The sequence below is a fragment of the Novosphingobium sp. genome (assembly GCF_032093395.1).
Classification (GTDB): Bacteria; Pseudomonadota; Alphaproteobacteria; order Sphingomonadales; family Sphingomonadaceae; genus Novosphingobium.
In genome coordinates this window covers 130,353-144,964 of record NZ_DAMDBA010000003.1, presented here as the reverse complement: position 1 = coordinate 144,964, position 14,612 = coordinate 130,353, and the positions used below count along the sequence as shown (strand labels likewise).

Sequence of the window (14,612 nt, the reverse complement as noted above, 5' to 3'; positions counted from 1 at the left end):
TGGATCGGCGTAGCGCTGAAGGTCCCTGACCTCGCCGCCGCCGACGCCTGGTTCGGCGCACGGGGGTTCAAACGGCACTACGATCCGGGCATGGAGTCCTTCTATTTCATCATCCCGCGCGGACAGGTCATGGGTCTGCGGCTGGAGATCGTGAAGCAGGACATGCCGGGCGATCCGCGCCGCGATCCCTCATGGCGACCGGCCGGCGATCATCCGCTTGGGATAGAAGGCCTTCAGGCTATCGGCCTCTCGTGCGACTCGCCCGAAAAGGCCGCCGAATTGTTCCACGGGAAACTTTCCTGGCCGGAACTGGGGCTGCGCAATCTTCCCGAGGAGAATTGCCTGGCATTTGCAATGGGCGATACGGTGCTGGAAGTGCTGGCGGATCGCCGGGAAGACAGCCCTGTCGCACGCCATGCCCGCGACGTGAAAGGCATCTGCCACCTCGCGTTCAAGGTCCGCGATGCCCGCCGCGCGGCGCAATACTTGCGCGGCCTTGGCCTGCCGTTGATCGGCGATGTCGAGGATCGCTTCGCCATCGCGCCCGATGCCGCGCACGGGCGGTTGATCTGGTTTACCGAAACGACGCCGCCCGGCTATCCGGCGCCGGGATCACGGCTGGCGGAGTTCGCTGCCCAGCCGCAAACCTAGCTGGGCAGACGCTCGAGCGATCCTTACTTGGCTTCCGCCAGCAGCTTGGCGGCTTCGGGCGAGGACCAGTCGTTGCCGCCGGTATAGCGCCAGACTTCGCGGCCCTGGCTGTCGAACAGCACGGTTACTGGCAGGTTGCCGCCGTACTGGAAGCCCAGGTCGCCGTTTTCGTCCACCCAGGGCTGGATATTGTCGAGCTTGCGGCGGCGCAGGATCTCGACGACCTTGTAGGTATCGCCGGTGTCCTGCGAGATCGGCAGAATCTGGACCTTCCCATTGGGATCCTTGGCCAGCGCTTCCAGCGTCGGCATCTCGGCAATGCAGGGTGCACACCAGGTGGCCCAGAGGTTGATCAGCAGCGGCTTGCCTTTCAACGACATAAGGTCGAGGCTCTCGCCGGTATTGTCGACCAGGGTCACGTCGGGAAGCGGTTCGCCCTTGTGCGAGCGATCGACTTTGCCCGTTGGTGCCACGGCGGCCTGTGTTGCCGGAGCAGCGCTTTCGGAAGCCTTTTGTTGCGCGTCCTTGCCGCTTTGCCTATCGCAGCCCGCGATCAGGAGGGCGCCTGCCCCCGCGACGGAATACAGGACGAGCGACTTGAGCGATTTCGAAGACAGCAAGGCGGCGGGCTCCAACCAGATGTGGGGTGGACGGTTCGAAGGTGGACCGTCTGCAATCATGCGCGAGATAAATGCCTCGATCCCCTTCGACAAGGCATTGTGGCGGCAGGACATCGCGGCCAGCAAGGCGCACGTCGCGATGCTGGGCGCTTGCGGCGTGGTTTCGGGCGAAGATGCGATCACGATCCGGGATGGTCTGGACCGGGTTGCCGCCGAGTACGAAGTATCCGGCGTCCCGGAAAACTGGGATCTCGAAGACATCCACATGACCACCGAGGGCCGTCTCGCCGAGCTGATCGGTCCGGTGGCAGGACGCCTGCACACCGCCCGCTCGCGTAACGATCAGGTGGCCACCGATTTCCGTCTCTGGGTGCGCGATGCGGTCGATCAGGCCGATGCGGGGCTCGAAGCGCTTCAGAAGGCGCTCGTCGCCCGCGCCGGTGAACATGCCGATTCGATCATGCCTGGCTTCACCCATTTGCAAACCGCCCAGCCGGTAACGCTGGGCCATCACCTGATGGCCTATTACGAGATGATCGGCCGCGACCGTTCGCGCTTTGCCGACGCCCGCAAGCGCATGAACCGCAGCCCGCTGGGCGCGGCGGCGCTGGCGGGAACCGGTTTCCCGATCGACCGGCTCATGACGGCGCAGGCGCTGGGCTTCGACGCGCCGACCGACAACAGCCTCGATTCGGTATCGGACCGCGATTTCGCGCTCGATTACCTGATGGCCGCCGCGCAGTGCTCGCTGCACCTCTCGCGTCTGGCCGAAGAGTTCATCATCTGGGCCAGCCAGCCCTTCGGCTTCGTGGCGCTTCCCGATTCGCTGTCTACCGGCAGCTCGATCATGCCGCAGAAGAAGAACCCCGACGCGGCCGAGCTGGTGCGCGGCCATTCGGGCCGGATCGTCGGCTGCCTCACCAGCCTGATGATCACGATGAAGGGCCTGCCGCTCGCCTATTCGAAGGACATGCAGGACGACAAGCCGCCGGTGTTCGAGGCCGCCAGCCTGCTGGCGCTGTCGATCGCGGCGATGACCGGCATGGTCGCGGAAACCCGTTTCCGCACCGCTCGCATGCGCGGCGCCGCCGAACTGGGCTTCGCCACCGCCACGGATCTGGCCGACTGGCTGGTGCGCGAGGGCAACATTCCCTTCCGCGAGGCGCACCACATCACCGGTTCCGCCGTGAAGCTGGCAGAGCAGCGTGGGCTGGCGCTCGATCAATTGCCGCTGGACGATCTCAAGGCCATCGACAGCCGCATCGACGAGCGCGTATTCAAGGCGCTCTCGGTCGAGGCTTCGGTTGCCGCGCGCAAATCGCACGGCGGCACCGCCCCCGATCAGGTACGCCTGCGCGTGGCCGAAGCCCGGCTCACGCTCGGTCTGGAGTGAGCCTGATGCGCAAGACTGCCGCACTGATCCTGCTTCTCGCGCTCTCGGCCTGCGGCCAGAGGGCGGCGCTGGCATTGAAACCGGGGCAGCAGCTTCCGCCCGCGCCTTACGGCCGCGAGCAGAAACCGGCCAGCACCGAACTGCTCCAGACGCCGACGCTGGCGATTCCCGAACGCAGCGTCGAATTGCGCACCCGCTCGGAGCCACGGAACGACGATCCCTTCGATCTTCCGCCTCCAGAATAATTTTCAGGCTGAATAAGCTTCCAGATACCGAGACACCCATGGACCATTTTGCCCTGACCAACGGCGAGCTTTTCGCCGAAGACGTGCCGCTGGCCGCGATCGCCCGCGAAGTCGGCACGCCCGTCTACGTCTATTCCCGCGCTACGCTTAGCCGCCATGCCCGCGTCTTTCGCGAGGCGCTGGCGCAGTTGCCCAGCATCCACATCGCCTTCGCGGTGAAGTCCAACCCCAACCTGGCCGTGCTGCGCCTGCTGGCGAGCGAGGGCTACGGCGCCGACGTCGTCTCCGAAGGCGAGATGAACCGCGCCCTGGCCGCCGGGATTCCGGCCGCCGACATCGTCTTCTCCGGCGTCGGCAAGACCCGCCGCGAACTGACCGCGGCCGTCAGGGCGGGTATCGGCCAGTTCAACCTCGAAAGCGAGGAAGAGGGCGTGGAACTGGCGGAAATCGCCGCTTCGCTGGGCCAGCGCGCGCCTTGCGCGCTTCGCGTCAACCCGGACGTGGACGCCCGAACCCACGCCAAGATCTCCACCGGCAAGGCGGACAACAAGTTCGGCGTCGCCTATGACCGCGCGGGCGCAATCTATGCCCGCCTCTCGGGCCTGCCGGGGCTCGATATGAAGGGCCTCGCGGTCCATATCGGCAGCCAGATTTCCGACCTCGAACCCTCGCGCCTCGCCTTCATCAAGATGGGAGAGCTGATGGAGGCGATCCGCGCCGAAGGGCATTCGGTGACTCACATGGACCTCGGCGGCGGGCTCGGCGTGCCTTACAAGGCGGGCGATTCGCTGCCGACCCCGCAGGACTATGGAGCAATGGTCGCCTCGGTCGCGAAGGACTGGGGCGTCACCCTGATGTTCGAGCCGGGCCGCGTGATCACGGGCAATTCCGGCGTGCTCGTCACCGAGGTGGTCCGCGTGAAGGAAGGCGTGGTGAACCCCTTCGTGGTCGTGGACGCGGCGATGAACGACCTCGCCCGCCCGGCCATGTACGATGCCTGGCACGACTTCGCGGCCGTGAAGCCCAATGGCAGGACGATGACGGCCAACATCGTCGGCCCGATCTGCGAAAGTTCCGACACTTTCGCGATGGGGCGCGAGATCGACGAAGTGGCAAGCGGCGATCTCGCGATCTTCCGCACGGCCGGCGCTTATGGCGCGACGATGGCGAACACCTACAACAGCCGCGCGCTGGTGCCGGAAGTCATGGTCGACGGCGAAAAGTGGGCGGTGGTCGCCGCCCGGATCGAGCCCGAGACGATCCTCGCGGCCGAAACGGTGCCGGATTGGCTTGCCTGAGGCCAGCTTCGACAAGTCGGATTGGAACGGTTAGGAACGGCGCAATTCGCCGTTCCTTTTCGTTTGAAGGCCGTGGTTCATGATCGATAGCCTGCCGCTTTTCCACCGCATCGCCGGACGCCCGGTGGTGGTAACCGGCCTCGGCGAGGCGGCCGAGGCCAAGCGCCGCCTTGTCGAGCGTGCAGGCGGGCAGGTGGTGGGCGACCTTGCGGAGGGGATCGCGCTGGGCGCGCGGATCGCCTTCATCGCCGAGGAGGACGAGGCAGCCGCGCGTGAGGGCGTAACGCAGGCGCAGAAGGCAGGGCTGCTGGTCAATGCCCCGGATCGCCCCATGCTTTGCGATTTCACGGTGCCTTCCATCCTCGACCGTTCGCCGGTTCTGCTGGCGATCGGAACCGGCGGGGCTTCGGCCGGGCTGGCCAAGCAGTTGCGTCTGCGGCTGGAGGCGCTGCTGCCGCAAACGCTGGGCGCGTTGGCGCAGGCACTGCTTGCGGCGCGCCCCGCCTTGCGCGCCCGCTTTCCGGACGCGGGCGAAAGGCGCCAGGCGCTCGATGCGGCGTTGGGGCAGGGCGGCGCGCTGGATCCGCTGGGCGATGTCGGTCCGGAGCGCGTGGCGCAATGGCTCTCGGAAGCGGACAGGCCAGTGGGCGAAACCGTCGAGATCGTGTTGCGCAGCGCGGATCCAGACGATCTAACGTTGCGCGAGGCACGCCTTCTGGGCTCCGCCGACCTTCTCCTTCACGAAGAAGGCGTACCCGCCGCCATTCTCGACCGCGCGCGCGCCGACGCCGGCCGTCGCGTCATCGGCGTGGAGGAGCGGCATGAAGAAACCGTTCGCGGCCTGCTCGTTATCCTGAGGGCCGCAGAGCAGGCGCTTAAACCCTAGAACATTCCGCCGGCGAGCGCGTCGATCGCGCCTTGCAGGATCACGGCCGCCGCGGCGGAATCGATCCGCGTCGCGCGCTTGGCCCGACTCATGTCCTGTTCCAGCAGCCCGCGCTCCGCGCCGGTGGTGGACCAGCGTTCGTCCCAAAGCAGGATCGGCAGGCCGAGCGCGCCGAGATTGCGGGCATAGGCGCGGCTCGATTGCGCGCGCGGGCCTTCGGAGCCATCCATGTTGAGCGGCAGGCCGATGACGATGCCCTTGATCGATCGCTCGCGGATCAGTTCCAGCAGCAGTTCGCGGTCGGCACCGAACTTGCCCCGTTTCAGCGTCTTGCCGGGAGAGGCGAAGCGCCAGCCCGGGTCGCAGAAGGCGGTGCCGATGGTTTGCGTACCAAGGTCCAGGCCGAGCAGCGCGCCGCCGGATTCGGGCAGGGCATCGCGATAGTCCAGCGCGCTGGTGGTGATCACTGTGCCTTCTGCCATGTCGCAACCCGTCTTTCGAAATCCGCGCGAAGGTTCGCCCAGAACAGGGTGACGTCATAGAGATGGTAGTTGTTTCCGGGAAGCACGTAGGGGCCCATGTTCAGCGCGGGAGGCGGTCCGATGTGGAGAAAGTTGTCGGGTCCGCAGGTGGCGGGCACGGTCGCTTTCGCCAGAGTGCCGCTGGCCGCGCGCGAATCGGGGCGGAATTCGGGAACCAGCGTGCCCAGGTTGGCCGCCGCATCGGCGCTGCCGCCCTCGCCTCCGGTCAGGGGATTTGTACAGAGGAACGGGCTTGCGGCTACGCTCTGCCCGTCAAGTCCGGTGCGGCGGCCGTAGGCGGTGAGCAGCATCTTCGTGTCGGCGGGATCGGCAACGGAGAGCCAGCTTGCAACGCAGCCCGTCTGTTCCGCCTTGGCACAGGCAGGCAGGCCCATCTTCGGCAGATCGTGTGCCAGCGAAACGGGCCAGCCGATCACATAGGCGGCGATCACGCGCTTGGCGAGGGGCTTGCCCGCCACGCGATCGCGCAGGACGCGGCGCAGCAGGAAAGCGCCCTGGCTGTGCCCCGCGACCACGATGGGACGGCCGCGCGGCACGCTCTCCACGAACTGGTCGAAGGCGGCAAGAACGTCCGAGAAAGCCAGGTCGATGGCGCGGTTGGCTTCGGGCGCGCCGGTGAGGAACGCGCCGATGGCCGCCTGTCGATAGCGCGGCGCATAGATATCGGCGCGGTTGAAGGGACTGGCCATGCCCTTGACGAACAGCGCCGCGCGATCCTGCGAGAAAGCGTCCGCCAGGTCGCCGTTCCAGGCGCTGCGCGCCACGAGGCTGGTGGGGTGGACGAAGAACACCGCCACCTTGAGCCGGGTTTTCGGCGTCTCCACGCCGGGCGGCAGCCAGCGCGAGGGATCGTCCGCCATGTCCGGCCGGGCGATCCACATTCCGGCGTCGCGCCAGGCCTCCGGGCCGAGTGCATCCTTCTGCGCGTATTCGACGTTCGGGACGAAGGCCAGTTCGGTCAGGTCTTCCGACCAGAGCCGCAAGGCCACGAACAGGCCGATGACGATAAGGACGAGAATGGCAATGACGTAGAGGAACTTGCGAGCCATGCTTCAAGGTCTCGCCTGCCGCGCCGCGTTGGTCAAGCGGGGTCGGCCGGGGGCGTGGCGGTCGTCTTGCCGGCGTCGCCGGGCGTACCTCGGCCATTGCGGTCCGCCTCGCGTTCCAGCCAGATCTTGATCATGGCGACCAGCGGATCGGCCAGCGCCAGTCCGAGCAGGCCGAACAGCACGCCCATGATCAGCTGCGCGGCCAGCACCAGCGCGGGTGGCAGGTCCACCGTCTTGCGCGCGATCATCGGCACGATCAGGTAGCCGTCGATCAGGTGGATCAGCACATAGACGAAGATCGTGTAGAGCCCCATCTCGTAGCCGCCGGAAAAGCCGACCAGGATCATGATCATGCCGGAAATCGGCGCGCCGATGTTGGGCAGGAACGCGAGAAGGCCGGTGATGAGGCCGAGCAGGGCGGCCATCGGCACGCCGTAGAATTGCAGCATCGCCCAGGTGAACAGGCCCTCCACGATCATGCCGATCAGGCGGCCGAACAGCAGGCGGCGCAGGGCCTGGCCCATGATTGCCACCGTGGCTTCGAAGTGATCGCGCCGCTCGATCGGCAGCATCCAGCCTACCCCGCGCCGATAGAGCCGTGGTTCCAGCGCGAAGTAGATCCCCAGCACGAGGATCAGGAACAGCGTGGTGAACACTCCGATCAGGCCGCCCACCACCCGCGTCACCTGGCCGATGCCGCCAACCGCCTCCTGCGCCATGCCCCGCAAGTCGGTGATGCGCGGCTGGATGCCGTGCGCGCGCAGCCAGGACAGCCCGTGACGGAACTGGCTTTCGATGGTCGAGGGAAGTTCGGCCGCCTGTAACGCGATCTGGCTGCCGGCGAAACGACCGACCCAGAGCAGGAACAGCATGGCCAGCAGCAGAACCAGAACGACGCAGACGCCGCGGGGCAGGGGAACCACCTTGCGCAGTACCTGGGCACCGCCGTCTATCAGCGCGCCGAACACGATGCCGCCGAAGATCACCAGCAGCGATTGCGAGAGGAATACGGTCAGCGCCAGCAGGGCTGCCATGCCGATCCAGACGAAAGCCTTGCGCGCCTCGGTGCGGATCAGCGGATCGGAAATGTCGGTGGGGCCAGCACGTTCGGCAAGATCGCTTCCCGCCTCCCGCTTCGGCCCCGACGCCATCAGCGGGACGCCTCGGACGTGTCGTTACCGCTGGGCCACGCTTTGGGGGGCTCGACCGGCGGACGCAGGCTGGTGAAGGCCCGGCCGGGACGCAGCGCGCTCCACCAGGTCAACGGGTTCCAGCCCTGGGTGCCGTCCAGCGAGAAGGTGATGAATTCCGCCCGCCCGCCGACATCGGATAGCGGAACCGGCCCGCCCAGCCCGCCATTGGGCTGGCCGAACATGTCCGTTTCGAACGGCGCGCGGCTGTCGGCCGAGCGATCGCGATCGTCGCCCATCAGGAAGACGTGGCCTTCAGGCACCTTGACCTCCGGGTAGTTGTCCAGTTCCTGGTTCAGGTAGTCGATAACCTGGTAACTGGCGCCGTTGGGCAATGTTTCACGGTAGGTCGGCATTTCGTAGACGTCCCGGCCGCTGGGCAGGCGGGTGCGGAAGCGCTCGAAGCCTTCGTAGCAGTGGCCCGGCTCGGCATCGCCTTCGCAGGTCAGCGAATCGTCGGCGGCGATGCGGACCGGAGGCTCCATCTCGCGCGGTACGAACCTGCCGTTGAGACGGATGCGGCCGTCGATCACGGCGATGCGGTCTCCGGGCAGGGCGACGACCCGCTTGATGAGGTCTGCCTTGCGGTTTCCGGGCACGACGATGACGATGTCGCCGTACTCCGGCGTGCGGCCCAGCAAACGCCAGGTGCTGCGCGGCAGGAGGTGGAAGCTGATCGAGGACCAGTTCCACCCGTAGGGGTACTTGGAAACGACCAGTCGGTCGCCCACCAACAGGCCCGGCATCATCGAGATCGAGGGAATGTAGAACGGCTTGGCGATGAAGGAATGAAATGCCAGCACGCCCAGCAGCATCAGCGCAAGGCCGCGCAATTCCTGGAACCAGTTGACCTTTTCCGCAGCCGGCTGGGCCTGTACGGGCGCCTGGCTGAGGGTCGGCTTCGGCTGTTGGATCATGTCCCGGAAATACTCGGCGGATGGGGAGAGGGGGCGCGCTTCGATGATCACGAAGGCTTGCGCCCATGGATGATCGTCCGTGAGCGTGAGGTGAACCACGGCCTCGTATCCGGCTGGAATCATGGCGTCCAGCCGCGTTTTCGCGCCGCCGGTCAGCGCCAGCGTCGGCGCGCCCGAGGGGGCGTTCACGACGCCGATGTCCTTCATGAACACGCCGGCCTTGAAGCCGGTGCCGACCGCCTTGGAGAAGGCCTCCTTGGCGGCGAAGCGCTTCGCCAGCGTGCCGGCCACGGTGTGGGGACGCCGCGCGGCCTTTGCCTGCTCCACTTCGGTGAAGACCCGCTGGAGAAAACGCGCGCCGAATCGGTCGAGCGAGTTCTGGATTCGCTCGATATTGCAGAGGTCGGAGCCGAGACCGATAATCATGAAATTTCCGGTCCTTTCAGCGAACCTCGTCCATCAACTGGCGCATTTTCCGGACGCTCGTTTCGAGCCCGCAGAATATCGCCTCACCGATAAGGTAGTGGCCGATGTTGAGTTCCGCCAGTTGCGGAATCGCAGCGATCGGCTGCACGTTCTCGTAAGTGAGGCCGTGGCCGGCATGAGGCTCTATGCCGTTCTTGGCAGCCAGCGCGGCCATATCGACGATACGGCGCAGTTCCACCGCCACCTGCTCGCCTTCGGCATGGGCATATTCGCCCGTGTGGAATTCCACGACCGGCGCGCCGAGCTTCATGGCCGCCTCGATCTGGCGCGGCTCGGGGGCGATGAACAGGCTGACGCGGATGCCCGCATCGGCAAGGCGGGCGACGATCGGTGCAAGGCGGTTGTGCTGCCCGGCCGCATCAAGCCCACCTTCGGTGGTGCGCTCCTCGCGCCGTTCGGGCACGATGCAGGCCGCATGGGGGCGGTGGCGCAGCGCGATCTCGAGCATCTCCTCGGTCGCGGCCATTTCCAGGTTGATCGGCAGCCCGGTGGCGGAGGCTACGCGTTCCAGATCCTCGTCCCGGATATGGCGGCGGTCCTCACGCAAATGCACGGTGATCCCGTCACCCCCTGCCTCGGCCACGATGCGGGCGGCGCGCGCCGGATCGGGATGCTCCCCGCCCCGCGCGTTGCGGATGGTGGCAACGTGGTCGATATTGACGCCGAGGCGCAGGCGCGCAGGGGTGAGGACGTTGGCCAAGGTCGTGAATCCCTATCTTGTGGAACCGCTCAGGCTTGTGGAACCGCTTAGGGCTGGGCGCGGCTGCCGGGCTTGATGGCGGGGGTCGCCGCCAGTTCGGCCGGCAGTTCGTCGGGCGCGTAAGTCGGGAAGTTGAGCGCCACCAGCGGGAAGAACGGCACGCCAAGGTCCACCGCGCCGGCCGACCGATCGATCAGCGAGGCGGCCGCGATCACTTCGCCGCCGGCTTCCTCGATCGCCTTGATCGCCTCACGGCTGGAGAGGCCGGTGGTCACCACGTCCTCGACCATCAGCACCTTGTCGCCGGGTTCGAGGCTGAAGCCGCGACGCAGTTCGAACGTGCCGGTCGGCCGCTCCACGAACATCGCGTCGACCTGGAGCGCACGGCCCATTTCCTGGCCGATGATCACGCCGCCCATGGCCGGCGATACGACCTTGTCGATGGCCTTGCGAATATCGTGGGGGAGTTTTGCGGCGAGCGCCACGGCGAGTCGCCCGGCACGGTCCGGGTTCATCAAAACCCGTGCGCACTGGAGGTAGTAGGCGCTGTGCCGACCCGACGAAAGCAGGAAATGCCCTTCAAGCAAGGCCTTGCTGGCGCGGAACTCGGCGAGGACTTCTTCTTCCTGCATCGGGGGGTAATCCTTTGGTGCAAATTGCAATGTTCTGGCGGAGCGGGATGGCCTTCCGCGTCAAAAATCCCCTAGAGGCGCTTGAGACGGGCGGCAAGGCCGCGTATAGCCCCTTGTCAACGGGGGCAAAAAGCCTCCGCAATAGGGGTGCGCGCTTGGGAGGCGACTCACTTGCGCGATCAAAAGAAAACGGAAGCGCTGTAACCATGATATTGGGCAAAACCGTTCCTACTTTGGGCGAGGCTGCGAAGGCTCTCGGTCTGTATTCTGTTGCTACAGTGGCGTTTTCGTCGGTTCTGGCAGTACCTTCGGCATTCGCGGCGCCTGCCGCAGAGGCAGCGGGCACGGCAGCGGCTACCGGCAGCTATACGCCGATGAAGCCGACGCTGGGCATCGGCATGCCGGTGGAAGGCGGCGTCGGGCTTCAGCAGCAATTTTCCAAGCTCGGCGAATATGGCGAATGGATCCATGACGGCGTGCTGATGCCGATCATCACGGTGATCACGCTTTTCGTGCTGCTGCTCCTGGTGATCATCGTGGTGCGCTACAACCGCCGCGCCAATCCGGTTGCCTCGAAGACCAGCCACAATACCGTGCTCGAAGTGGTATGGACGCTGGTGCCGGTGCTGATCCTGATCGGTATCGCGGTGCCCTCGATCGATCTCATCGCCAAGCAGTACAAGCCTGCTCCCAAGGGTGCGCTGACCATCAAGGTCACCGGCAACCAGTGGTTCTGGACTTACGGCTACCCGGACAACGGGGATTTCGAGGTCGTCTCGAACATGCTCAACCTGCCGGGCCAGCCGACCATCAACAATGGCGTGCGCGAAGTGGGTTCCAAACCCTGGGACGGCCCCTCGCACCTGGAAGTCGACAACCGCATGGTCGTGCCGGTGGGTGAACCGATCCGGCTCCAAATCACCGCGGCCGACGTGATCCACTCGTTCGCCGTGCCCTCGCTGTGGTTCAAGCTGGACGCCGTGCCCGGCCGCATCAACGAGAAGGTGCTGCTGGTGGAAAAGCCCGGCGTCTATTACGGCCAGTGCTCCGAACTTTGCGGCGCCAAGCACGGCTACATGCCGATCGCGGTAGAGGCGCTGCCCCGTGCGCAATACGATGCCTGGGTTCTGACCCACGCCGGCGGCGTGATCGACGGTCAGAAGGCTGCCGCCGCGCCTACCACCGCGGCCCCTGCCGCAGTCGCCACGGAAGAAGCGTCGGAGGCTCCGGCCGCCGATGCGACTGCCGCAGCTACCGCCGAATAAGCGCGAATCGAAGGACAGGGCCCTACCATGGCAACCACCGTTCCCGAGCATTTCCAGGGCAATGTGGATCACCACGCCCATTCAGATCACGACCATAAGCCGAGCTTCTTCGCACGCTGGTTCATGTCAACCAATCACAAGGACATCGGCACGATGTACCTGATCTTCGCGATCTTCGCGGGGATCATCGGCGGCCTGTTCTCGGGCATGATGCGCGTCGAACTGGCCGAACCCGGCATCCAGTACCTGGATATCTTCGCCCGCTGGTTCGGCGCGACCAATCCGGATTTCAACTCCACGCTGCATGTCTGGAACGTCCTCATCACGGCCCACGGCCTGATCATGGTGTTCTTCATGGTCATGCCGGCGATGATCGGCGGCTTCGGCAACTGGTTCGTGCCGCTGATGATCGGCGCGCCGGACATGGCCTTCCCGCGCATGAACAACATCTCGTTCTGGCTGACCGTGGCAGGCTTCATCTCGCTGCTGTGCTCCGCCTTCGTGCCCGGCGGCACCGGGCTCGGCGCCGGCACCGGCTGGACGGTCTATGCGCCGCTCTCCACCAGCGGCTCGCCTGGGCCGGCCGTGGACTTCGGCATCTTCGCGCTGCACCTTTCCGGTGCGGGCTCGATCATGGGCGCCATCAACTTCATCACCACGATCTTCAATATGCGTGCTCCTGGCATGACCATACACAAGATGCCGCTCTTCGTGTGGTCGATGCTGGTCACCGCCTTCCTGCTGCTGCTCTCGCTGCCGGTCCTGGCCGCGGCGATCACCATGCTGCTGACCGACCGCAACTTCGGCACCACCTTCTTCGATCCTTCGGGCGGCGGCGATCCGGTGCTCTACCAGCACCTGTTCTGGTTCTTCGGTCACCCCGAAGTCTACATCATGATCCTGCCCGGCTTCGGCATCATCTCGCAGATCGTCTCGACCTTCTCGAAGAAGCCGGTCTTTGGATATCTCGGCATGGCCTATGCCATGGTCGCGATCGGCGTGGTCGGTTTCATCGTCTGGGCGCACCACATGTACGCCACTGGCATGTCGGTGAACACGAAGATGTATTTCACCGCAGCCACCATGGTCATCGCAGTGCCTACCGGCGTGAAGATCTTCTCGTGGATCGCGACGATGTGGGGCGGTTCGCTGGAGTTCAAGAGCCCGATGGTCTGGGCCCTGGGCTTCATCTTCCTCTTCACCGTCGGCGGCGTGACCGGCGTGGTGCTGGCCAACGGCGGCGTCGACGACGTCCTGCACGACACTTACTACGTCGTCGCGCATTTCCACTACGTGCTCTCGCTGGGTGCCGTCACCGCGCTCTTCGCCGGGTTCTACTACTGGTTCCCGAAGATGAGCGGCCGGATGCATTCCGAGTTCCTCGCCCATGTCCACTTCTGGATCTTCTTCGTCGGCGTGAACATGATCTTCTTCCCGATGCATTTCCTCGGGCTGCAGGGCATGCCGCGTCGCTATCCGGACTATGCGGAAGCCTACCAGCACTGGAACCACGTCGCGACGATCGGCTACATGGTCATGGCGAGCAGCCTGGTGATCTGGTTCATCAACATCGCCTACGCCTACCTCGCCGGCCGCAAGGCGGAGGACAGCTACTGGGGCGAAGGCGCGACCACGCTGGAATGGACGCTGACCAGCCCGCCGCCGTTCCACCAGTTCGAGACGCTGCCGGTGATCGAGGAAGCGGCTCACCATTGATCGACGTTCCGCCCCGGATCACCTCCGGGGCGGCGCTCGATTTGCAAGGATCTCGCTTTTCGGGGCTTTGCGGGTTTACGAGGGCAGGTGTATGGGCCCAGCCATCATGACGACAACGAGTCCCTCCCAAGCCGCCTCCCTGCCGGCCGACTGGCGCGATCTCCTCGCGCTGACCAAGCCGCGGGTGATGAGTCTTGTCATCTTTACCGGCCTTTGCGGCCTGCTGGCCGCGCCCGAGCGGATCAATCCGGTCATCGCCTTCACGGCGATCCTCTGCATAGCCATGGGTGCCGGCGGTGCCGCCGCGCTCAACCAGTGGTGGGAGGCCGATCTCGACGCCGGGATGAAGCGCACGTCCAAGCGACCGCTGCCGCAGGGCCGCCTCGACCGCACCACCGCGCGCGATTTCGCGGGTGTGCTCTGCGCCGTGTCGGTGTTCCTGATGGGTTTCGCCGTCGGCTGGCTGCCCGCCGCGATCCTGGCGATCTCGATCATCTACTATGCGGTGATCTATACGATCTGGCTCAAGCCGCGCACGCCGCAGAACATCGTCATCGGCGGCGGCGCCGGCGCCTTCCCGCCGTTGATCGGCTGGGTGGCGGTGACCGGCCATGTCACGCTGATGCCGGTGCTGCTCTTCGCCATCATCTTCTTCTGGACGCCGCCGCACTTCTGGGCGCTCGCGCTCTTCGTGAAGAGCGACTACGCAAAAGTCGGCATCCCGATGATGCCGGTCGTAGCGGGGGAGAAGGCGACGCGCCAGCAGATCCTGATCTACGCCGTCCTGCTGCTCCCGCTTTCGGTACTGCCCTGGTGGATCGGCGGAACCGGCGCGATCTACGGTGTTTCGGCCATTGCCCTTTCCACGCTGTTCCTGGCGCTCTCGATCCGTGTCGGCCTGCGCGAGCGCAGCGGCGCGGAAGACACGATGAAGCCGGAAAAGCAGCTGTTCGCCTATTCAGTGCTCTACCTCTTCGCACTCTTCGCCGTGCTGGTGGTGGACCGCTTCATCGTCCTTTAGA

General features: G+C 65.6%; 15 protein-coding genes and 1 pseudogene. 8 read left to right on the top strand and 8 right to left on the bottom strand.

Features of this window, described 5'->3' with window-relative positions; all coding sequences use genetic code 11:
- Window positions 1-651, top strand: a 651-nt coding sequence (locus RT424_RS02120; protein WP_313434155.1) for a glyoxalase, incomplete at its 5' end; no start/stop codon positions are given.
- Between the two features lie 23 nt (window positions 652-674).
- On the opposite strand, the gene RT424_RS02115 is transcribed toward RT424_RS02120, so the two are convergent.
- On the bottom strand, window positions 675-1,271 hold the full coding sequence (locus RT424_RS02115) for a TlpA disulfide reductase family protein (protein ID WP_313434154.1): 597 nt from the start codon (window positions 1,269-1,271) through the stop codon (window positions 675-677).
- A gap of 19 nt (window positions 1,272-1,290) precedes the next feature.
- On the opposite strand from RT424_RS02115, the gene argH reads away from it, so the two are divergent.
- The 4 genes from argH (at window position 1,291) to RT424_RS02095 (ending at window position 5,093) form a co-directional block, all read left to right on the top strand.
- Window positions 1,291-2,664: an argininosuccinate lyase gene (gene argH / locus RT424_RS02110; RefSeq protein WP_313434175.1), complete on the top strand. Its 1,374-nt coding sequence runs from the start codon at window positions 1,291-1,293 to the stop codon at window positions 2,662-2,664.
- Between the two features lie 5 nt (window positions 2,665-2,669).
- Window positions 2,670-2,909, top strand: a complete 240-nt coding sequence (locus tag RT424_RS02105; protein WP_313434152.1) for a hypothetical protein — start codon at window positions 2,670-2,672, stop codon at window positions 2,907-2,909.
- 38 nt (window positions 2,910-2,947) lie between these two features.
- Window positions 2,948-4,207 (top strand): diaminopimelate decarboxylase, encoded by a 1,260-nt coding sequence (gene lysA, locus RT424_RS02100; protein ID WP_313434151.1) that lies wholly within the window; start codon window positions 2,948-2,950, stop codon window positions 4,205-4,207.
- A gap of 79 nt (window positions 4,208-4,286) precedes the next feature.
- A complete protein-coding gene (locus RT424_RS02095) occupies window positions 4,287-5,093 on the top strand; it encodes an NAD(P)-dependent oxidoreductase (protein ID WP_313434149.1) in 807 nt (268 codons plus the stop codon).
- Here RT424_RS02095 and ruvX read toward each other — a convergent pair.
- The 7 genes and pseudogenes from ruvX to pyrE form a co-directional block, all read right to left on the bottom strand.
- Window positions 5,090-5,575 (bottom strand): Holliday junction resolvase RuvX, encoded by a 486-nt coding sequence (gene ruvX / locus RT424_RS02090; protein WP_313434148.1) that lies wholly within the window; start codon window positions 5,573-5,575, stop codon window positions 5,090-5,092. The two genes, RT424_RS02095 and ruvX, sit on opposite strands and share 4 nt — an antisense overlap.
- Window positions 5,557-6,684, bottom strand: a complete 1,128-nt coding sequence (locus tag RT424_RS02085) for a DUF3089 domain-containing protein (RefSeq protein WP_313434147.1) — start codon at window positions 6,682-6,684, stop codon at window positions 5,557-5,559. Before RT424_RS02085 ends, ruvX begins: the two co-directional genes overlap by 19 nt.
- A gap of 32 nt (window positions 6,685-6,716) precedes the next feature.
- Window positions 6,717-7,835, bottom strand: a complete 1,119-nt coding sequence (locus tag RT424_RS02080) for an AI-2E family transporter (RefSeq protein WP_313434146.1) — start codon at window positions 7,833-7,835, stop codon at window positions 6,717-6,719.
- Entirely contained in the window at window positions 7,835-8,791 is a 957-nt protein-coding gene (gene lepB / locus RT424_RS02075; RefSeq protein WP_313434174.1) for a signal peptidase I, read from the bottom strand. The genes RT424_RS02080 and lepB overlap by 1 nt, the downstream gene beginning before the upstream one ends.
- Window positions 8,792-8,818: 27 nt before the next feature.
- Window positions 8,819-9,217 (bottom strand): annotated as a pseudogene (gene acpS / locus RT424_RS02070) (holo-ACP synthase); the annotation flags it as partial.
- Window positions 9,218-9,233: 16 nt separating this feature from the next.
- Window positions 9,234-9,977 (bottom strand): pyridoxine 5'-phosphate synthase, encoded by a 744-nt coding sequence (locus RT424_RS02065; RefSeq protein ID WP_313434145.1) that lies wholly within the window; start codon window positions 9,975-9,977, stop codon window positions 9,234-9,236.
- Window positions 9,978-10,024: 47 nt separating this feature from the next.
- Complete coding sequence (pyrE, locus tag RT424_RS02060) at window positions 10,025-10,609, bottom strand: orotate phosphoribosyltransferase (protein ID WP_313434143.1); 585 nt, start codon at window positions 10,607-10,609, stop codon at window positions 10,025-10,027.
- 206 nt (window positions 10,610-10,815) lie between these two features.
- Here pyrE and coxB point away from each other — a divergent pair, with 206 nt between their 5' ends.
- From coxB to RT424_RS02045, 3 genes are all read left to right on the top strand, one after another.
- Window positions 10,816-11,874: a cytochrome c oxidase subunit II gene (coxB, locus tag RT424_RS02055; protein WP_313434142.1), complete on the top strand. Its 1,059-nt coding sequence runs from the start codon at window positions 10,816-10,818 to the stop codon at window positions 11,872-11,874.
- Window positions 11,875-11,901: 27 nt separating this feature from the next.
- The gene (ctaD, locus tag RT424_RS02050) at window positions 11,902-13,590 is read left to right on the top strand and encodes a cytochrome c oxidase subunit I (RefSeq protein ID WP_313434141.1); all 1,689 of its coding nucleotides are present in this window, start codon (window positions 11,902-11,904) and stop codon (window positions 13,588-13,590) included.
- A gap of 106 nt (window positions 13,591-13,696) precedes the next feature.
- The gene (locus RT424_RS02045) at window positions 13,697-14,611 is read left to right on the top strand and encodes a heme o synthase (protein WP_313434140.1); all 915 of its coding nucleotides are present in this window, start codon (window positions 13,697-13,699) and stop codon (window positions 14,609-14,611) included.
- Window position 14,612 lies beyond the last annotated feature (1 nt).